18 protein-coding genes are annotated in these 18,442 nt (G+C 59.5%); 9 read left to right on the top strand and 9 right to left on the bottom strand.

Features of this window, described 5'->3' with window-relative positions; genetic code table 11:
• Positions 1-99 precede the first annotated feature (99 nt).
• From ABS758_RS00995 to glnQ, 6 genes are all read left to right on the top strand, one after another.
• On the top strand, positions 100-1,113 hold the full coding sequence (locus ABS758_RS00995; protein ID WP_350379828.1) for a methionine ABC transporter ATP-binding protein: 1,014 nt from the start codon (positions 100-102) through the stop codon (positions 1,111-1,113).
• Positions 1,110-1,766, top strand: coding sequence for a methionine ABC transporter permease (locus ABS758_RS00990; RefSeq protein WP_350379826.1), 657 nt, complete (start codon positions 1,110-1,112; stop codon positions 1,764-1,766). Before ABS758_RS00995 ends, ABS758_RS00990 begins: the two co-directional genes overlap by 4 nt.
• A 77-nt stretch (positions 1,767-1,843) precedes the next feature.
• Positions 1,844-2,629: a MetQ/NlpA family ABC transporter substrate-binding protein gene (locus ABS758_RS00985; RefSeq protein ID WP_350379823.1), complete on the top strand. Its 786-nt coding sequence runs from the start codon at positions 1,844-1,846 to the stop codon at positions 2,627-2,629.
• A gap of 172 nt (positions 2,630-2,801) precedes the next feature.
• Positions 2,802-3,548, top strand: a complete 747-nt coding sequence (glnH, locus tag ABS758_RS00980; protein ID WP_350379822.1) for a glutamine ABC transporter substrate-binding protein GlnH — start codon at positions 2,802-2,804, stop codon at positions 3,546-3,548.
• A gap of 65 nt (positions 3,549-3,613) precedes the next feature.
• Complete coding sequence (locus tag ABS758_RS00975) at positions 3,614-4,408, top strand: ABC transporter permease subunit (protein WP_492304487.1); 795 nt, start codon at positions 3,614-3,616, stop codon at positions 4,406-4,408.
• Positions 4,405-5,133 carry a glutamine ABC transporter ATP-binding protein GlnQ gene (gene glnQ, locus ABS758_RS00970; RefSeq protein WP_350379821.1) on the top strand — a complete coding sequence of 243 codons (729 nt, stop codon included), beginning with the start codon at positions 4,405-4,407 and terminating at the stop codon, positions 5,131-5,133. Before ABS758_RS00975 ends, glnQ begins: the two co-directional genes overlap by 4 nt.
• A gap of 1 nt (position 5,134) precedes the next feature.
• On the opposite strand, the gene ABS758_RS00965 is transcribed toward glnQ, so the two are convergent.
• The 3 genes from ABS758_RS00965 to ABS758_RS00955 form a co-directional block, all read right to left on the bottom strand.
• Positions 5,135-5,854, bottom strand: coding sequence for a PilN family protein (locus ABS758_RS00965; RefSeq protein ID WP_350379820.1), 720 nt, complete (start codon positions 5,852-5,854; stop codon positions 5,135-5,137).
• 194 nt (positions 5,855-6,048) lie between these two features.
• Positions 6,049-6,756: an N-acetylmuramate alpha-1-phosphate uridylyltransferase MurU gene (murU, locus tag ABS758_RS00960; protein WP_350379817.1), complete on the bottom strand. Its 708-nt coding sequence runs from the start codon at positions 6,754-6,756 to the stop codon at positions 6,049-6,051.
• Positions 6,756-7,805 carry an aminoglycoside phosphotransferase family protein gene (locus ABS758_RS00955; protein WP_350379814.1) on the bottom strand — a complete coding sequence of 350 codons (1,050 nt, stop codon included), beginning with the start codon at positions 7,803-7,805 and terminating at the stop codon, positions 6,756-6,758. The genes murU and ABS758_RS00955 overlap by 1 nt, the downstream gene beginning before the upstream one ends.
• A gap of 129 nt (positions 7,806-7,934) precedes the next feature.
• Here ABS758_RS00955 and ABS758_RS00950 point away from each other — a divergent pair, with 129 nt between their 5' ends.
• From ABS758_RS00950 to rsmA, 3 genes are read left to right on the top strand one after another with little or no spacing between them, the layout of a single operon-like run.
• Positions 7,935-10,304 (top strand): LPS-assembly protein LptD, encoded by a 2,370-nt coding sequence (locus ABS758_RS00950; protein WP_350379813.1) that lies wholly within the window; start codon positions 7,935-7,937, stop codon positions 10,302-10,304.
• On the top strand, positions 10,301-11,866 hold the full coding sequence (locus ABS758_RS00945; protein ID WP_350379810.1) for a peptidylprolyl isomerase: 1,566 nt from the start codon (positions 10,301-10,303) through the stop codon (positions 11,864-11,866). The genes ABS758_RS00950 and ABS758_RS00945 overlap by 4 nt, the downstream gene beginning before the upstream one ends.
• A 4-nt stretch (positions 11,867-11,870) precedes the next feature.
• Complete coding sequence (gene rsmA / locus ABS758_RS00940; RefSeq protein WP_350379807.1) at positions 11,871-12,740, top strand: 16S rRNA (adenine(1518)-N(6)/adenine(1519)-N(6))-dimethyltransferase RsmA; 870 nt, start codon at positions 11,871-11,873, stop codon at positions 12,738-12,740.
• Here the strand turns inward: rsmA and gloA are convergent.
• From gloA to glyQ, 6 genes are all read right to left on the bottom strand, one after another.
• Positions 12,737-13,132: a lactoylglutathione lyase gene (gene gloA / locus ABS758_RS00935; RefSeq protein WP_350379805.1), complete on the bottom strand. Its 396-nt coding sequence runs from the start codon at positions 13,130-13,132 to the stop codon at positions 12,737-12,739. The two genes, rsmA and gloA, sit on opposite strands and share 4 nt — an antisense overlap.
• Before the next feature lie 74 nt (positions 13,133-13,206).
• Positions 13,207-14,118: a M48 family metallopeptidase gene (locus ABS758_RS00930; RefSeq protein WP_350379803.1), complete on the bottom strand. Its 912-nt coding sequence runs from the start codon at positions 14,116-14,118 to the stop codon at positions 13,207-13,209.
• Positions 14,108-14,836: a lysophospholipid acyltransferase family protein gene (locus ABS758_RS00925; RefSeq protein WP_350379802.1), complete on the bottom strand. Its 729-nt coding sequence runs from the start codon at positions 14,834-14,836 to the stop codon at positions 14,108-14,110. The genes ABS758_RS00930 and ABS758_RS00925 overlap by 11 nt, the downstream gene beginning before the upstream one ends.
• Complete coding sequence (gene gmhB / locus ABS758_RS00920) at positions 14,833-15,387, bottom strand: D-glycero-beta-D-manno-heptose 1,7-bisphosphate 7-phosphatase (protein WP_350379799.1); 555 nt, start codon at positions 15,385-15,387, stop codon at positions 14,833-14,835. The genes ABS758_RS00925 and gmhB overlap by 4 nt, the downstream gene beginning before the upstream one ends.
• Positions 15,384-17,516, bottom strand: a complete 2,133-nt coding sequence (gene glyS / locus ABS758_RS00915) for a glycine--tRNA ligase subunit beta (protein WP_350379797.1) — start codon at positions 17,514-17,516, stop codon at positions 15,384-15,386. Before glyS ends, gmhB begins: the two co-directional genes overlap by 4 nt.
• Entirely contained in the window at positions 17,513-18,406 is an 894-nt protein-coding gene (glyQ, locus tag ABS758_RS00910; RefSeq protein ID WP_350380223.1) for a glycine--tRNA ligase subunit alpha, read from the bottom strand. The genes glyS and glyQ overlap by 4 nt, the downstream gene beginning before the upstream one ends.
• Positions 18,407-18,442 lie beyond the last annotated feature (36 nt).

Below are 18,442 nucleotides of genomic sequence, written 5' to 3'. Positions count from 1 at the left end.
GTTATAAGCTTGGCGGCTAACCCTGTGAAACCGCATGTTAAATTCTCGACCTGACGGTTCTGCCGATCCAGAACCCTGTTTATTGAATGGCCCTTTATCTTGATTGATCTCGAGAATATCCGTAAGACGTTTGATTCGGCCGGCCGCGTGGTGCACGCGCTGGCTGATGTCAATCTCAATATCCGCGAAGGCGAGGTCTTTGGCATTATTGGCCGTTCGGGGGCGGGCAAAAGCACCCTGATCCGGCTTTTGAATTTGCTCGAACGCCCCTCTGAGGGCGCGGTACGGGTGGATGGTCACGACATCACCCAGTTTTCGGACGCGCAGTTGCGCGAATACCGCCACAGCGTGGGCATGGTGTTTCAGCACTTCAATTTGCTGCGCTCGCGCACAGTACTGCAAAATGTGTGTTTTCCGCTGCGCCTGGCCGGTTTGGCCCGGGAGGCACGCGAGGCCCGGGCCCGTGAGGTGCTTAAACTGGTGGGCCTGTCGGATCATGAACACAAATATCCGGGGCAGTTGTCTGGTGGCCAGCAGCAGCGTGTAGGAATTGCGCGGGCACTGGCCAGCAGGCCACGGCTGCTGCTGTGCGATGAGGCCACGTCTGCACTGGATCCCGAAACCACGCAATCCATTTTGCGCTTGCTGGGCGATATCAATCAGCGCCTGGGGCTGACGATTGTCCTGATTACACACAGCATGGATGTCATCCGGGCCGTATGCGATCGGGTGGCGGTGATCGAGGCCGGCCGCATTGTCGAATCCGGCCAGGTGCTTGAGGTCTTTCTGCATCCGCAGCACGATGCTACCCGGGCACTGCTCTCGGAAAGCGGGCTGGATGGTGGCGAAGGTTGGCGCGCCATGGCGCAGGGGATGTCAGGGCGCCTGCTGCGTCTCAGCTTTCGGGGCGATGCCACGGGCACGCCACTGCTCAGCCAGCTCAGCCGCGATCTGCGCCTGGATCTCAGTATTTTGCAGGGCTCTGTTGGCCGAATCAAAGAGACTCCCTACGGCCAACTGGTGGTGGCTGCGCAAGGGGCCGCAGAAGACCTGGACGCACTTGGCGGCGCCCTGGATCGGGCCGGCGTGAACTACGAGGTACTGCGCACATGATGGCCAATGTGGATTGGTGGCTGATTACTGAAGCCACCATCGATACTCTGCTGATGACAGGGTTTTCTTTGCTGTTCACGGTGCTGATTGGCTTGCCGGTGGGGGTACTGCTGTTTCTGACCAGCCCCGGCCAGGTCATGCAGCATCGGGGCCTTTATCAAACCACCGCATTTATCGTCAATGTGCTGCGCTCGGTACCATTTTTGATTCTCCTGATTGTCATGATTCCCATGTCGCGCCTGCTGGTGGGGACAGCACTTGGGGTGCAGGGATCCATTCCGCCGCTGGTGGCCAGTGCCGCGCCCTTTTTTGCCCGCCTGGTTGAAAACGTGTTGCGAGAGCTGGATCCGGGGGTCAGTGAGGCCTGTCGTTCGATGGGGGCCAGTTCGCGGCAAACCGTCTTGTGGGCGCTGTTGCCCGAAGCCACCACCGGAATTCTCGCGGCGATTGTCGTCACCGCCATCACCCTGGTGGGGTACTCGGCAATGTCGGGTGTGATTGGCGGCGGCGGCCTGGGTGACCTGGCCGTGCGCTATGGCTATCAACGCTACCAGGCCGATGTCATGGCCGTCACCGTTATCATTTTGGTAATCATGGTGCAAGTGTTTCAAGTGCTGGGCGACCGCTGGGTTGCCCGGTTAAACCGGAAATAATCGTCCGGCGGGTAGTCTGCCGTGCCGTTTCTTGTCTGCGCGGCCGGTAATCCTTATTTATGTTTCAGGAGGCTTTTATGTTGAAGAAGTTTGTCCCCGCGCTGGCACTGGCGTTGCCATTGGCGTTTGCTTTGCCCGCCCACGCCGAGACGCTCTCGGTGGCGGCCACACCCGTGCCCCATGCCGAGCTACTGGAGTTTGTGACGCCCGATCTGGCCAAAGAAGGTGTGGATCTGGATATCAAGGTGTTCACGGATTATGTGCAGCCCAACCTGCAAGTGGCCGACAAACAGATCGATGCCAATTTTTTCCAGCATCAGCCCTACCTGGATTCCTTTAACAAAGAGCACGACACGAAGCTGGTGTCGGTGGGTGCGGTGCACGTCGAACCCTTTGGCGCGTATTCGCAAAAAATCAAAGACATCAAGGATCTGAAAGACGGCGCTTTGGTGGCCATTCCCAACGATCCGTCCAATGGCGCCCGCGCCTTGCTGTTGCTGCAAAAGCAGGGGCTGATCAAGCTGAAAGACCCCAGCAATATTTTGGCCACCGCACGCGATGTGTCCGAGAACCCCAAGCACCTGGAATTTCGCGAGCTTGAAGCGGCCACTTTGCCGCGCATCTTGCCCGATGTGGATCTGGCGCTGATCAATACCAACTATGCGCTGGAAGCCGGCCTCAATCCGATCAAGGATGCGTTGTTCATCGAAGACAAGAACTCGCCCTATGCCAATCTGGTGGTCACCCGCGCTGATCGCAAAGATGACCCCGCCATCAAGAAACTGGTTGCCGCCTTGCAGTCCGACAAGGTGCGCGACTTTATTCTGAAGCAATATAAGGGTGCCATCGTACCGGCATTCTGATTCGGCTCTGCGGGGTAAAACCCTTTTCGGTGCTAGGGGATTTCCCCAAAAATCGCTGAAAGGCCCGGGTGTTTCGCTGATTTTTCGGCGGGGTACCCGGGCCTTTCAGTTAACATAAGCGCTGGGCACGGCCTGCGGGCCGGCGCAAAAACATCCCACAAGGAGACTTCATATGTTGCCAAAAACCCTCAAAGCAGCCCTGTTGGGCCTGGCCTTTACCCTGGCCCTTCCAACCGCACAAGCCGCCGACAAAGAGCTTGTGGTTGCCACGGACACTGCCTTTGTGCCCTTCGAATTCAAGCAAGACGGCAAATACACTGGCTTTGATATTCAGCTCTGGGAAGCCATTGCCAAGCAGGCAAATCTCAAATATCGCCTGCAGCCGATGGACTTCAACGGGATTATTCCCGGCTTGCAAACGCATAACGTCGATGCGGCCCTGGCCGGCATCACGATTCGTCCCGATCGCGCCAAGGTGATCGATTTCTCCGATCCCTACTACGAGTCTGGTTTGGCCATCCTGGTGTCCAAGGACAGCAACATCAAAACCGCCAAAGACCTCGAAAACAAAATGGTGGCGGTCAAGATTGGTACGGCCACGGTGGATTACATGAAAGCCAATGTGCCATCAGCCAAGCTCAAGCTGTTCCCCAATATTGATAACGCGTTCCTCGAGCTCGCCACCGGCCGGGTAGATGCAGTTGTGCACGATACCCCCAACGTCCAGTACTACGCCAAGACGGCTGGCCAGGGCAAGGTCAAGGTTGTCGGTTCGCTCAAGAGCGGCGATTACTACGGGATTGCTTTCCCCAAGGGCAGCAAGCTGGTTCCGGTGGTCAACAAGGCATTGGCCGAAATCAAGGCCGACGGTACCTACAACAAGCTCTACGAAAAATGGTTTGGCAAGATGCCTGAATAATCCAGGCGCAGGACATTATCGTGACTTTCGAATGGTCTGCAATCTGGGCCGCCTGGCCTGATCTCATGGCAGGGGCCTGGATGACTATCCAGATTACCCTGGTGGGTCTGGTGGGCGGCTCCATCATCGGTGGCCTGGCCGGGGTAGTGGTTACCTATGTGCCTGTGCCGATTACCCGCCGCACCCTGGGCTGGGGTGCTGTCACACTGGTGGTTCTGGTGGCGCTGTGGCGTCTGCTGTCCTGGCTGGGCGCCGGGCCTCTGGCCGAAGTGCCCGATAGTGTCTGGTGGGGCCTGCGTGCCGTGATTATCCTTCTGGTGCTGTGGCGCGGCCTGGTCTGGGTGCCGGTGGGGTTGTCGGTGATCTCCCAGATTTACATCCTGGTGATGCGGGGCACGCCAATTGTGGTGCAGGTGATGTTCATTTACTTTGCCTTGCCGCTGCTGGTTAATATTCGCATCGACGGATTTACTGCCGCCACCTTCACCCTCATGATCAATGCCGGGGCGTATATCGCCGAGATCGTCCGTGGCGGCTTGCTGTCTGTGCCCAAGGGCCTGCAAGAGGCTGGCCAGGCCATGGGCTTGCCGTTTTACAAGATTCTGGCCCACATCATCGGGCCAGTGGCGCTGCGGCGCATGATTCCCACCATGGGCAATCAGTGCATCATCAGCCTTAAAGATTCTTCTTTGTTCATCGTCATCGGGGTGGCAGAGCTTACCCGGCGGGGCCAGGAAATCATCGCCGGCAATTTCCGTGCGGTCGAAATCTGGGGTGCGGTGGCCGTCATCTATCTCATCATGACAGGCTTTATCGCTGTGGTGCTCAAGTTTATTGAACACAGGACCCGCATCATATGAGCATCGTCGAATTCAAAAACGTTACCAAAAGCTTTGGTGACAACGTTGTGCTCAATGGCATCGATCTCACCATCGAGCCAGGCGAGGTGGTGGTGGTTGTGGGGCCCTCGGGTTCCGGAAAATCCACGTTCTTGCGCTGCATCAATGTACTCGAAACCATTCAGGGTGGCGACATTATCGTCAACGGGCTCAGTGTGCTGGGCAAGGCCTCCGAAGTGCGCGAACTTCGGCGCGAAGCAGGGATGGTGTTTCAGCAGTTCAACTTGTTTCCACAGTTGACGGCCCTCGAAAACGTCATGTTTGGCCCGCAGCACACGCGCGGCCTGCCCAGGGCACAGGCCCGGCAGCAGGCACGAGAGCTTCTGCAAAAAGTAGGCTTGGCCGAGCGCGCCGATCACTATCCGGGGCAGCTCTCTGGCGGTCAGCAGCAGCGGGTGGCCATTGCCCGGGCACTGGCCATCAAGCCGTTGCTGATGCTGTTTGACGAGCCTACCTCAGCCTTGGATCCCGAGCTTCGCCACGAGGTTTTGGGGGTGATGCAAGCGGTGGCCGAAGAAGGCATGACCATGATCGTGGTTACTCACGAGATGGAATTTGCCCGCAAGGTGGGCAGCCGTCTGATCTTTATGGATCAGGGCAAAATTGTCGAAGACGGCGCGCCAGAAGCGCTGCTGGATAATCCCCCCACCCAGCGGTTGCGGGATTTCCTGCAGCACGTCAGCTGATTTATCTGGCTGTGGTTGCGCGGATGGTTCGGGTAGCAATCACCTTGTCCGAGCCTTCTGCCGTAATCTGAACCGTCACCTGACGCAGCCGGTAGGCTTTGGGAAGCTCTGTGTCGCCTTCAATGACGATGTAGCGGCCCATGTCCAGCGGTTGGGTGTTCAGGTCGACATACACGGTTTTACCGTTAGGGTAGGTGCCTACGCCCACCAGTTTTACTTCGCCGCGCAGTTGGCCAACTTGAGACTCACCCTCAGGCAAATCTTGAATCAGTAGAACCTGATAATGCAGGCTGCCTTCGCGCACCACCATATCGGCGCTGCGGATCCCTGGAGAGGTGCCGCGGGGGTCGGGTGGGATGGCTGCAATCAAGGTAGAGACACCAGCAGCCATATCGGCAGTTTGCTTGCGCAATTGCTGGGCCTGCTGGGTGGCGTCTTCCTGGCTGGATTTTGCCTGGCCAATTGCTTGCCGCAGCGATTTTGCTTCGGCCGATAAGCGCTGGTTTTCGAGGTTGGATGTGTTCAGATCCATCCGGAGTTGCTCGGATTGCTCGACTGTCAGCCGTTGCGGTCCGTAGCTGCGTTGCAAAAACAGAACGCCGCCGGCTCCTACGGCAATGCCTGCAATCAACAGCACCAGCCAGCGTGGGATGCCCCGACGGCGCCGGGTGTAGCCATAAGGAGTGGGTTTGAATGTGGGGCGGCTGGGGCCAAGAGACATAAGAGGAATTCCTGAAGCGGCAAGGCAATGTGCAAGCGCACCCCCCACGACAGGCCGAGGGGGCAAAGGGGGCGCGAAAGACCGTTAGCATAAACGGATTGCCTTGCGGATCCTGGGCGAATCTACAGACGGTTGCGAAATGCCAGAACTGGTTAGACGACACTTTGCCGTGCAGTGCGCGGCAAAGTGTCAGTTTAGCAGCCTGCCCGGTCAGTTTTGTCTTGCAGTGCGACATCAAGCTCGGCAAGCCGTGCCGGTGTGCCGACATCTACCCAGCGCCCCATGTAATGCAGGCCTTGCACGGCGTGTTGCTGCATGGCGTTGCGCAGCAAGGGTGCCAGCGGGGCAGGCTGGTGTGCAGAAGTATGGGCGAACAGCTGGGGGTGGTACAGGCCAATGCCAGCGTAGGTAAGCCCGGTGCCCAGGGAGGGATCCGCCACCAGACTGCCATCTGGAAGCAGACCGAAATCGCCCTCGGGGTGGTGTGCTGGGTTGTCTACTAATAGCAGTTGCGCCAAGGTTTGGGCTGTCCAGTGGCCTGCCCATCCCAGTGCATGGGCAGGATTCCAGTCGCACCAGATGTCACCATTAATCACCAAAAAGGGTTGATCCTGAAAAAAAGGCAGGGCGCGGGCAATGCCGCCTGCAGTTTCCAGTGCGGTGGTTTCGGCTGAGTAGTGCAATCGCACCCCCCAGGCTTGTCCGTCGCCTAAGGTTGCTTCGATTTGCTGGCCCAGCCAGGCGTGGTTGATCAGTACTTCGTGGATGCCCGCCTTGGCCAGCCTTTGCAGATGCCAGACAATCAGGGCTTGGCCACCCACCACCAACAGGGGCTTTGGGCAAGTGTCGGTGAGGGGGCGCATGCGCTGACCCCGGCCTGCGGCCAGAATCATGGCCCGCATCAGAACGAATACCCGTCTTGGCGTGGCTGGTCGTCCAGCTGATCGAGCAAACGCAGCAGCGGGCGGAATAGTTGGTAGCGGCCAGCCACTTGCTGTACGTAAGCCAGGACTCGGGGGATGTGATCAAGGTAATGGTGCTTGCCGTCGCGATGGGACAGGCGGGCAAAGACGCCAAGAATTCGCAAATTGCGTTGCAGGCCCATCCACTCGTAGTGCATGTGAAACTGTGCAAAATCGGCTGGGACAGGCAGCTTGGCGTCGCGAGCGTATTCCCAGTAGCGGATGGCCCAGTCAAGCTGTGTGGGTTCGTCCCAGGTGGTGCGGGCATCCATCACCAAAGAAGCGATGTCATAGCTGATGGGGCCGCACACTGCATCCTGGAAATCGATGATCCCGGGGATGTAGTCGGGGGCGCCGGCTCCCAGCATCAGGTTGGGAGAATGATAGTCGCGGTGCACGAACACCTGCGGCTGGGCGGCGGCTTGTTGGGCCAGCAACTCGAAGATCTGTGCCAGGGCATTGAGCGTGGCGTCATTTGGCGTGTGTTGATGATGGGCCTGCAGATACCATTGCGGAAACAACTGAAGCTCTTGCACCAGGCGGGCGGCATCGTACGCGGGTAAGCCATTGGCTGGGCATCCTTGCATTTTTACCAGCGCTCGGAGCGCGCCGCGCATGTGTTGCTGCCAGGTGGTGTCGTCTTGTGTGGCGCCGTTTTGGATGGCTTCGTAGAAGGTTTGGCTGCCGAGGTCGCTGATCAGCAGAAAACCCAGGGAAAGCTCTTGGGCAAAGATCTCCGGCACCTGCAGGCCCCCGCGGGTGAGGCGTTGGGCAATATCGATAAAAGGTGTGCAGTCTTCTTGCGGTGGGGGGGCGTCCATGACAATCCGCGGGCCGGTATCGGATTGCACCCGGAAATAGCGGCGGAAGCTTGCATCACCAGAGACGGCGGTGAGCGTATCGGGATGTAAGCCGAAAGAGGTGGCAAGTGTATCGAGCCAGCGCTGCAGGGCGGCCAGGCGAGGGTCGGCAGAAGTGGTGTGTGTCATGGGAAGTAGCGGTTGTAAAACGGGCTGCCCGCACGCGAGTGGCCGAGCTTCTCTATAATACTGGCTCGCTGGTCAATGTGGTGCGCAGATCAGTTATTGTGTCTTCTCTTTAAAAGGGGCCGGATCTTCGTGCATTGGATCAGCCGCATCATTCTCCTGAGTGCTCTTTTGCCTGCCCCAGTGGTTCAGGCAGATTCGTCGGCGCAAGCAGAGTCCATGCGCACGGTCAGCAGCCTGAGGCTGCATTCCGGCTTGCCTGATGATCGTCTGCCGGCCTTTATTATTGGTGACGACCTTACCCGTCACACAGACGGCCGGGTATCCGTGCAGGGCGATGCGCAGGTGCGCCGTCTCGATGGTGTCATCAAGGGCGACCGCATCGATTACAACCCCAATACCGGAGACGTCGAAGTACGTGGCCAGGGCTTGCTGATGCGCGACGGCAATATCGTCCAAGGCCCGCACGTCCAGTACAACACGCAAACAGAACAAGGCGTCGTCCAGGCGCCCGATTTCTGGTTGGGCACTACCGCAGGCCATGGTCAGGCCCAAGAGGCGGAAGTCCTTGGGCGCCGGCATATGCGGCTGCACAAGGTGCACTACACCGGCTGGCATGGCCGTGATGCTGCCTGGTGGATCGATGCCAGCAAGGTGGATCTGTATCTTGATGAAAACGAGGGTGTGGCCCGCAATGGTGTGTTGCGCTTCAAGGGCGTGCCGATTTTGTATTCGCCCTACCTGACGTTTCCTCTGGGCAAAGATCGCAAAAGTGGGTTTCTTGTGCCTACCTATGGCACGTCCAGCAACGCCGGCATCGAGCTCACCACGCCGTATTACCTGAATCTTGCGCCCAATTACGATGCCACGCTGTTCCCGCGCTACATGAGCAAGCGTGGCCTGTTGCTGGGCACTGAAATTCGTCACCTGGGCACACGCTCGCACACCGAACTCTTTGGCACCTACATCATGCGCGATCGCCAGACGGGTGACAAACGCTGGATGTATTCGGCGCAGCATTCACAAAGCCTGGGCGGTGGCCTGCAAGCCTATCTTGATGCCCGCCGGGTGTCGGATGATGATTATTTCCGGGATTTCTCTTCGTTTGGGTTATCGGATGCGGCCATCACCTATATGCCCAGCCAGGCCTTGCTTACCTGGTCGGGAGGCCCGCATTTCAGCGGCTCCTTGCAGTTTTATCGCTACCAAACCCTGCAAGACAGCACGGGTTCGTTCTTGGCGCCGCCTTACGATAAGTTGCCCGAGTTTCACTTTCGTGCCCAGCACTATGGCTGGAACGGCTTCGATGTGGTGTCGGATAATTACGTCACACGGTTTGTGGCGCCCATTTATCAGGGCGATGCCTTTCCCGCGCAATCGGGTCGTCGCCTGATGCCCAATGGCACGCGGATGACCTCCTATACATCCATTGCGCGGCCGTTTATCTTGCCAGGCGCCTATCTCACCCCCAAGATAGGCCTGCACATGAGCCAGTACGAAACCGACTGGTTCTACGATTCCATCCAGGGCTTGCCGCCGGAGCTTCTCGGCCAGCCAAACAGTCAGTCGCGGGTCTTGCCGATTGCTTCCCTGGATATGGGTCTTACGCTGGAGCGTGACAGCAGCTTTTTTGGCAATGCCGCAGTGCAAACCCTAGAGCCTCGCCTTTACTACTTGTACGTGCCCTATCGCGATCAATCCGGCTTGCCGGTTTTTGATACCGGCATGGCCTCGTTCAGTTACCAGCAGGCCTTCGACGAAAACATCTTCAGTGGTGGCTGGGATCGCATCGCCAATGCCAATCAGCTCACGGCAGGCATTACCACCCGGTGGCTGGATGCTGATACGGGCTTCGAGCGCCTGTCGTTGTCTGCGGCCCAACGCTTTTATTTTGCCGACCAGCAAGTGACCTTGCCCAGCCAGACAGCCCGCAAGGCCACAGAGTCGGATTACCTGCTGGGGGCCAAGGCAGCGCTGACCGATAATTTTTCGGTGTATTTCGACGGGCAGTTTGATCACGACACGCAAAAGCGCAACCGGCTCAGCTCTGGCGTGCGCTGGACGCCCAAGCGCCTGGCCACCATGTCGCTGTCGTATCGCTACGAACGCGATCCCAATCTTTACACCGATCCTTACCGGGTCTTGCCCCCAGGGGTAGACCAGCAGTCCCGCGAGCAGGTCAGTTTTACAGCCCAGTGGCCGCTCATGCAGCGCTGGTTTGGTGTCGGTCGTTATGATTACTCATTGGCCGAGAAGCGCAATACGCAGTCAATCGTCGGCCTCGAGTATCGGGGTGATGGCGGCTGGGCAGCCCGTGCAGTGTTACAGCGCTATGCCGTATCCGCCGAAAAAACCAACACGGCCCTGTTTTTGCAGCTGGAGCTCACCGGCCTGGGATCTCTGGGTACCGACCCCATGTCTCTGCTATCCGACCGAATCACAGGTTTCAGATCCACCACTCCGTCCACGCCTGACAAAACTGTTTTCGAGAGGTATGAATGATGCGTCATCCCGCCGGTATGTTTTTTCTGGCCCTGGTGCTGGGCTGCAGCCTTGCACTGCCGGTGGCCTCGGCAGCACAAACCGGGGCGGCCAAGACGGCCAAAAGCGGCCATGCCCAGCCTCCGGCACAGCAATTTGTCGATGGCATCGCTGCAATCGTCAACAAGCAGGTCATTACCCTCAGCCAGTTGGCCGACAAACAGGTGCAGGTGCGCCAGCAGATGAAGGCGCAAAACATCCCTGTGCCCCAAGAAGACGTTTTCAAGCGCCAGGTGCTGCAGCAGATGATCAATGCGGCCTTGCAAGACCAGGAAGCCGCTCGTGTGGGTGTTCAGGTCAGCGACGCTCAGGTGCAAAGGGCCTTGCAATCGATTGCCCAGCGCAACGGCATTACGGTCGACCAGCTCAAAAGTGAAATCGTGCGTAGTGGCATGGATTGGGATCAGTATCAGTCCGAGATCCGCACCCAGATTCAGGATGATCGCTTGCGCCAGCGCTTTGTCGAAGACCGCATCAGCGTCAGCGATAGCGATATCGATGCGTTTTTGCAGACGCACCAGGATCTGGCCGTGCCCGTGCCACTGACGGCAGGGCAGCAGCAGCAAATCCAGCAGCAACACGAAGCCCAGATCCGGCAGCAACAAGAGCAGCAGGCGGCCGCCGCACAGCGTGCTGCGATGGCCAATGCTGGGCCAGAGCTTTTCGAAGTGGCGCAGATCCTCATCGAAGTGCCTGATTACGCTTCTAACGAAGTCGTGGCTCAAAAGCGCAAGGAAGCCGAAGCCATTTTGCGCAAGCTTAAATCCGGAGCCGATTTTGCCGGCCTGGCTGCGGCATCCTCCAACGGCCCTCAGGCCCTTGAGGGAGGCAAGATGGGCATACGCCCGCTTAAAGACTGGCCTGATCTCTTCGCCAGAACCATCAAGGATATTCCCCCTGGCGGCGTCAGTGGTGTGGTGCAGAGTGGTCGGGGGTTTCATATCCTCAAGGTGCTGCGTCGTGGCTACGCCCAGCGCCCGGTACCCAAAAAGGCACCCGCCCAGCAGCCGGCACCCGTGCCAGCGCCTCAGCCGCCTGTTCATACCGGCGCGGGGCCGATGATGGTGACGCAAACACATGCACGCCATATTCTGATCAAAACCGACAAAGTCACTTCGGATGAAAAAGCCCGTGCCATTCTCGAGGGCCTGCGCACCCGAATCGAGCATGGTGAATCCTTTGCCGAGCTCGCCAAGCGCTATTCCCAGGATGCTTCCGCTCCCAAGGGTGGTGATCTGGGTTGGCTGAATCCCGGTGAAACCGTGCCTGCCTTCGAGCTCGCCATGGGCCATCTTCAAAAGGGTGAGGTCAGCGAGCCTGTCAAAACACCGTTTGGCTGGCATCTGATCCAGGTTGAAGACCGCCGCAGCAAAAACATGGAAACCGAGTTCCGTCGCATTCAGGCGCGCCGCGAACTTGTCCAGCGGCGCATTGGCCCGGCCTATGAAGATTGGCTCGATCAACTGCGCAGCCAGGCGTATATCGACAACCGGCTTGACCATACCCAAAGCGGAACCCGTTAAGCCCATGGCTCATCAGGCTCGCAAACGATTTGGCCAGCACTTTCTCAGCGACGAATCCGTCGTGGATGCCATCGTGCGTGCGATCGACCCTCTACCCTCTGATGCCATGGTAGAAATCGGCCCGGGCCTGTCGGCCCTGACCGCACCGCTGCTGGGCCGTCTCAAGCGCCTGGTAGCCGTCGAGCTCGATCGTGATCTGGCGCACAGGCTTCGTCAGCAGTGGCCTGACGATCGCCTGCATCTCATCCAGGCCGATGCGCTGGCTGTGGATTTTGCCGAACTGCAGGCCGTGTGCGGCCCGCTGGCAAGCGATACGGCTACATCAGCTGCTCCGGCGTCTGACGCAGATGCTCGACAGCTTGCCAAGCTGCGCATCGTGGGTAATCTGCCCTACAACATTTCAACCCCGCTGTTGTTTCATTTGATGCAATGGGCTGATCAGGTACAAGATCAGCATTTCATGCTGCAGCGTGAAGTGGTCGATCGGATGGTGGCACGGCCAGGCGACAGCCAGTATGGTCGGCTGTCGGTGATGTTGCAGGCCCGTTACCGGATGGTGCATCTGTTTGATGTCCCCCCCACGGCCTTTGACCCGCCTCCCAAGGTGATGTCTGCCATTGTGCGCATGCGCCCGCTGGCGGCCGACAAACGCCGTACCCCACAAAACCCGGCGCTGTTTGCTCAGCTGGTATCCCGGGTGTTTGAGCATCGCCGCAAGATGATCCGTGGCAGTTTGGGGGCCTGGGCGGCCCAACTGGATTGGGAGCGTCTGGCGATTGCGCCGACGGCGCGCCCCCAAGACCTTGCTGTGAACCAGTTTATGGATTTGGCCGACGCCCTGACGGGTATGGATGCTGATCAGGCCGGGGTTTAGTCTTCGCGGCCTTGCTTCTGGATGAGCTCGATCTTGTAGCCGTCGGGATCCTGCACAAAGGCGATCACGGTATTGCCGTGCTTCATGGGGCCGGCTTCGCGCACCACCAGGCCACCCCGGGATTTGATCGTGGCGCAGGTATCGTAGGCATCTTCAACCTCGATGGCCACATGGCCGTAACCATCTCCGAGGTCGTAGGATTCAGTATCCCAGTTATGGGTAAGCTCGAGCACGGCGCCTTCGGATTCGTCTTGGTAGCCAATAAAGGCCAGGGTAAATCGGCCCTCCGGGTAATCTTTTCGACGCAGCAGCTGCATGCCGAGTACTTCGGTGTAAAACATCAGAGAGCGGTCGAGATTGCCGACGCGCAGCATGGTGTGGAGAAGTCGCATGATGCCATCCTTGATCGTTTGGACTGTCCTATCATACGCATATTTTGAGGTGCCTGGCGCGGGATGCCAGGCCTCTAAAAAAGCGGCAGGCTTCCTGGGTGATGCTGCGCCAGGGCATCGCGCGCCTGCTTGAAGTCCGGGTACAGGTGCTCCACCTCACGCCAGAACGCCGGGCTGTGGTTCATCTCGGTCAAATGGGCCACTTCGTGCGCCACCACGTAGTCGATCAATGTCGGCGGCAGGTGGATAAGACGCCAGTTCAGGTGGATGCGTCGGGTGCTGGAGCAAGATCCCCATCGCCCTTGCGCATTGGAGAGGCGCCAATCCAGGATAGTTTGGCCGGCTCGCGCCAGTGTGGCCTGCAAGCGGATACTAAAATCCCGGCGCGCCTGCTCTTGCAGCCAGCCCTGGGTGCGTTCCTGGATGCGGCTTGGGCCAGCGTTATCGGGCAGGGGTAAAAACAGCTGGTCGTGGTGATCAGGGCTTGTCGGGGTGCCCGAAAAATGCAGGGTACGGGCGCTGTCCAGCGCCAGCTCGATCATCACACCTAAATACGGGATGTGGCCGCCCTTGCGCCACTGGGCCGGCCGCACGGCCAGCACGTCCAGGCGCTGTTGCGCAGCCCGCAGCTTGCGGTCAATCCAGCCTGCCTTGGTGTGGATGGCGGTTTCAATCTGGCTTTGACTCGCCCAGGATGGTGCCTGGATCAGCAAGTGTGCATCGCGGATGGTCAGGCCGATGGATCGTCTGTGTGAGCGCCGTAAACCGTACTCCAGTGGCTCTCCCGGGCGCAGCAGCAGCTTGCGTCGATAGCCCGTAGGTGGCAGCCAGGGCTGTGGTGTCAGCACAAAAAGTGACGCAGGGCTGTCTGGGGGCGGAGCAGTGGGTGTGCGCGGGCTTTTCTGGCCCGCCGCCCGCGGCTGTCCTGGCAACGGTGCGGGTGCTGTATCGAACAGGCTTAATTGCTGTGGTGCGTCAGTGGTCATAGCGCTCTGGATTGAGCTGCCGCATTTCGGCTTCGATCCAGTCACGAACTGCGTTATTGAGGCTTACCGGGTTATAGCCTTTGGGGTCGATGGCTGGCCCAAAGGAAACCGTAACCATGCCTGGCGTCTTGATAAACGCATTGCGCGGCCAGCGTTCTCCCGCATTGTGTGCCACCGGTATCACCGGAACGCCTGTCTTGCATGCCAGCATCGTGCCGCCCTGTTTGTAGCGGCCCACCTCGCCGGGGGCGACGCGCGTGCCTTCGGGAAACAGCACAGGCCAACGACCTTCTCTGAGGCGCTGGCTGCCGATGCGCACAACTTGTTCGAAGGCTTCGCGCCCCTTGGCCCGGTTGATCGGGATCATGCTGAGCAGTGCCAGGCTCCAGCCAAAAAACGGCACATGGTGTAGTTCTTTCTTGTACACAAACACCACGTCGCGTGGCAGTTTGACCGCGAAATAAAGGGTTTCCCAGGCGGACTGGTGTTTGGACAAAATAATGGCCGGGCCTTCTTTGGGCAGGTGTTCCGTGCCGCGCACCTGATAGCGGATGCCAAGGATCCAGCGCGCGCCCCACAGGGCCAGCCGTGGCCAGCCCAGCGTCAGGCGGTAGCGCCATGTCAGGGGTAGTGGGGCCCAAAGCACGCAGCACAGGGCATAGGGGATCACGGTGATGACCAAAAAGGCCATATAAAGGGTGGATCTCAGAAACGTCATGACTGGGTCTTTAGCAAGGCATCGGCCACCGCGGCCAGGTCGTCGTGTACTTCGGTGCCGGCAGGCAGCTCTCCACTGGTGCCGGATTGATTCCAGGTGGCCCGGCCTTTACCGGTGAGCACCAGATACGGGTGGCAACCTGCACTGGCTGCCGCTTGCAGGTCTCGCAGGCTGTCACCCACCAAGGGAACCTCGCTTAAAGAGACATCCAGGCGCCGGGCGATATCGTGCAGCATGCCCGCTTTGGGCTTGCGGCAAGTGCAGCCGTCTTCTGGGCCGTGCGGGCAAAAGAAGATGGCGTCGATGTGGCCCCCCGCTTCTGCCACGGCTTGACGCATGCGGTCGTGGATGGTTCCCAGGGTTTCCATGGAAAACAACCCGCGTGCAATGCCAGATTGGTTGCTGGCCACTACCACATACCAGCCGGCGTGGCTGAGGCGGCCAATGGCCTCGAGACTGCCGGGAATGGGGATCCATTCGTCGGGCGATTTGATGAAGGCGTCACTATCGTGATTGATGACGCCGTCGCGGTCGAGAATGATGAGCTTCACTGTGCCAGCCTGGAGAGGTCGGCGACTTCGTTCATCAGGCCGTGCAGGGATTTAAGCAAGGCCAGGCGATTGTTGCGTAGTGCGGTGTCTTCGGCCATCACCATGACATCTGTAAAGAATTGATCGACAGGGCCACGGGCCTGGGCCAGCACCGCCATGCCGGCGGCAAAATTGCCGGCAGCAAGTTGTGCCTGAGCCTGCGGAGCCAGTTGCTGGATGGTTTGCGCCAATTGCTGTTCGGCAGGTTCTTGCAGCAAGCCCGGATCAAATGCCGGCAAGGTGTCATCTGCTTTCTTGAGCAGGTTGCTGACGCGCTTGTTGGCGGCTGCCAGGGCGGTGGCCTCGGGCAGGTTGCCAAAGGCCATGCAGGCCTGGACACGGGCAGAAACCTGGTGCAGCGGCGGGTGCAGGGCCAGGACGGCATCCACAGCGGTGCGGTCTGCATGCGTGACTAACTGGTTGCGGTAACGCTCGTAGATGAATTCGAGTACGGCCGGGACGGTGCCGGCAGCCAGCGTGCCCGGGGCAAAGCCTGCCGCGGTTTCATCCAGCAGGGCGGCCAGGCGGGCGGGGCTGTCTTCGCTGGCGCGCAGATAACCGCCGGCGGTGAGCTGCTCGTAGGCGCTGATCAGGCCCAGCGCAGCGCGGCGCAGGCCGTAGGGGTCGCGCTCTCCGGTGGGGGCCAGCCCGATCCCCCAGATGCCCACCAGGGTTTCGGCCCGTTCTGCCATAAACAACACGGCTGCCGTCAGTGTCTCGGCGGATACGGGCTGGTCCAGGCGGATCTGGTACTGATTGCGCAGGGCCAGGACAAGCTCGGGGAGTTCACCATCGTGGGCGGCATAGTATGAACCCATGATGCCCTGCAGTTCTGGAAACTCGCCCACCATCTGGGTGCCGAGGTCGGCATGGGCCAGCATGGCAGCTTTGGCAGCCACCAGGGGCGCGCCGCCCAGCAGCGGCGCCAACCAGCGTGCCAGCTTGCGCACACGCTCGGTGCGTTGCAGCTGGGTGCCCAGCTTGTTGTGATAGACGCTGTGGGCCAAGTCGGCCACGCGGTCGACCAGAGGTGTTTTGAGATCGGTCTGATAGAAAAACTGTGCGTCGGCCAGGCGTGGGCGCACCACGCGCTGGTTGCCCTGGATGATATGCGAAGGATCTTCCGGCTGCATGTTGCTGACGATCAAGAAACGATGCGTCAGTGCGTTTGTGGCCGGATCAAACAAGGGAAAATATTTTTGATTGAGACGCATGGTGAGGATGAGGCATTCTGGCGGTACAGCCAGAAAGCCTTCGTCGAACTCGCCTACGTATACGGTGGGCCATTCGACCAAAGCCGTCACCTCGTCGAGCAGCGCCTCTGCTTCGGGAGATTGCCCGATAGTGGCGCTCATTTGGGCAGAGGATTCGGCCAGCTGCGTGGCGATACGGGCGCGCCGCTGTGCAAACCCGGGGATCACGTGGCCCTGCGTCTGTAGTGTCTGTGCCCAGGTGTCTGCCGATGCAATGCTGAGTGGTTCCTGGCACAAGAACCGGTGCCCGCGTGTGATGCGGTCGGCCTGCAGCCCCAGTGCCTGAACAGGCACAACGGTATCGCCAAAAAGGGCCAGCAAATGATGCGCGGGGCGTACAAACTTGACGCTGGTGTGTCCGTCTGCCAGCTGATATTGCATCATTTTGGGGATCGGCAAGTGCGTGACGGCGTAATCCAGCGCCAGCTGCAGCCCATCGGTCAAGGAGGCGCCGGGGGCAGTGCCTTCAGCGTACAGGATGTCCTGCTTGCCGTCGTGGCGGGAGACGAGATCGGAGGGGCTCAGGTGAGCCAGATTCTTGGCCTGCAGTTTTTTAATCAGTGCCGGGCTCGCGGCACCCTGGGCGTCCAGGCCGATGCTGGCGGGCATCAGTTTTTCGGTGTAAGCCTGATCAGGGGCGTGTTCCAGCACGGCGCTCAGGTGGATGGCCAGCCGCCGGGGCGTGGCATAGGCCTGAAAGCTGCAGTCTGCAGCCAACAGATGATGCTGCTTGAGTACTTTGTGCACGCTGTCGGCGAAGGATTGGCCCAAGGCGTCGAGCGCTTTTGGGGGGAGCTCTTCGGTAAGCAGCTCGAGAATCAGGTCGCGGGTGCTCATGCCTGTGCCTCCAGCATGGGAAACCCAAGCCGTTCGCGCGAATCAAAGTACGCCTGGGCCACCGCGCGGGACAGTACCCGGATACGGCCAATATAGGTGGCGCGTTCGGTGACGCTGATGGCACCGCGGGCATCCAGCAGATTAAATGTGTGAGCCGCCTTGAGCGTGGCCTCGTAGGCCGGCAGGGCCAGTGGCACTTCGATCAGGCGTTTGGCCTCGGATTCGTAATCGTTGAAATGAGAAAACAGCATGGGTGTCGCGGCGTATTCGAAGTTGTAGGTGGATTGCTCGACCTCGTTTTGGTGAAACACGTCGCGGTAGTACACGCAACGCCCGTCGGGTGCCTGTGTCCAGACCAGATCATAGACAGACTCGACCCCTTGCAGATACATGGCCAGGCGCTCAAGCCCGTAGGTGATCTCTCCCATGGTCGGGTTGCAGTCCAGCCCGCCTACTTGCTGGAAGTACGTGAATTGCGTGACTTCCATTCCGTTGAGCCAGACCTCCCAACCCAGCCCCCAGGCGCCCAGGGTGGGGTTTTCCCAATCGTCTTCTACAAAGCGGATGTCGTGCTGCTGGGGATCGATGCCCAGTGCCCGCAAAGAGCCCAGGTATAGATCGATGATGTCGAGGGGAGCAGGCTTGAGCACAACCTGGAACTGGTAATAATGTTGCAGACGGTTGGGGTTGTCACCGTAGCGGCCGTCTTTGGGACGGCGTGACGGCTGCACGTAGGCAGCGCGCCAGGGTTCGGGGCCAATGGCCCGCAAAAAGGTGGCGGTGTGTGAAGTACCGGCCCCGACTTCCATGTCGTACGGCTGCAGCAGGGTGCAGCCCTGCCTGTCCCAGTATTGCTGGAGGGATAAAATAAGTTGTTGAAATGTGAGCATGGCGTGGCGGGGTATCCGCAAAGGTTCTGTCTGAAA

Origin of the sequence: Castellaniella sp. FW104-7C03, from assembly GCF_040276085.1 — a bacterium.
In the GTDB taxonomy this organism is placed as follows: Bacteria; Pseudomonadota; Gammaproteobacteria; order Burkholderiales; family Burkholderiaceae_B; genus Castellaniella.
The sequence above is the reverse complement of the archived record's forward strand: the minus strand, read 5'-3'. Positions and strand labels throughout refer to the sequence as shown.

Bases quoted from the DNA above. Each gene is read 5' to 3' on its own strand.
- ABS758_RS00985 (WP_350379823.1), top strand. From the start codon at position 1,844: ATGTTGAAGAAGTTTGTCCCCGCGCTGGCACTGGCGTTGCCATTGGCG.
- ABS758_RS00975 (WP_492304487.1), top strand. From the start codon at position 3,614: ATGGCAGGGGCCTGGATGACTATCCAGATTACCCTGGTGGGTCTGGTG.
- ABS758_RS00955 (WP_350379814.1), bottom strand. From the start codon at position 7,805: ATGACACACACCACTTCTGCCGACCCTCGCCTGGCCGCCCTGCAGCGC.
- glnQ (WP_350379821.1), top strand. From the start codon at position 4,405: ATGAGCATCGTCGAATTCAAAAACGTTACCAAAAGCTTTGGTGACAAC.
- ABS758_RS00990 (WP_350379826.1), top strand. From the start codon at position 1,110: ATGATGGCCAATGTGGATTGGTGGCTGATTACTGAAGCCACCATCGAT.
- ABS758_RS00965 (WP_350379820.1), bottom strand. From the start codon at position 5,854: ATGTCTCTTGGCCCCAGCCGCCCCACATTCAAACCCACTCCTTATGGC.
- ABS758_RS00925 (WP_350379802.1), bottom strand. From the start codon at position 14,836: ATGACGTTTCTGAGATCCACCCTTTATATGGCCTTTTTGGTCATCACC.
- murU (WP_350379817.1), bottom strand. From the start codon at position 6,756: ATGCGGGCCATGATTCTGGCCGCAGGCCGGGGTCAGCGCATGCGCCCC.
- ABS758_RS00930 (WP_350379803.1), bottom strand. From the start codon at position 14,118: ATGACCACTGACGCACCACAGCAATTAAGCCTGTTCGATACAGCACCC.
- glyS (WP_350379797.1), bottom strand. From the start codon at position 17,516: ATGAGCACCCGCGACCTGATTCTCGAGCTGCTTACCGAAGAGCTCCCC.
- rsmA (WP_350379807.1), top strand. From the start codon at position 11,871: ATGGCTCATCAGGCTCGCAAACGATTTGGCCAGCACTTTCTCAGCGAC.
- glnH (WP_350379822.1), top strand. From the start codon at position 2,802: ATGTTGCCAAAAACCCTCAAAGCAGCCCTGTTGGGCCTGGCCTTTACC.
- glyQ (WP_350380223.1), bottom strand. From the start codon at position 18,406: ATGCTCACATTTCAACAACTTATTTTATCCCTCCAGCAATACTGGGAC.
- ABS758_RS00945 (WP_350379810.1), top strand. From the start codon at position 10,301: ATGATGCGTCATCCCGCCGGTATGTTTTTTCTGGCCCTGGTGCTGGGC.
- gloA (WP_350379805.1), bottom strand. From the start codon at position 13,132: ATGCGACTTCTCCACACCATGCTGCGCGTCGGCAATCTCGACCGCTCT.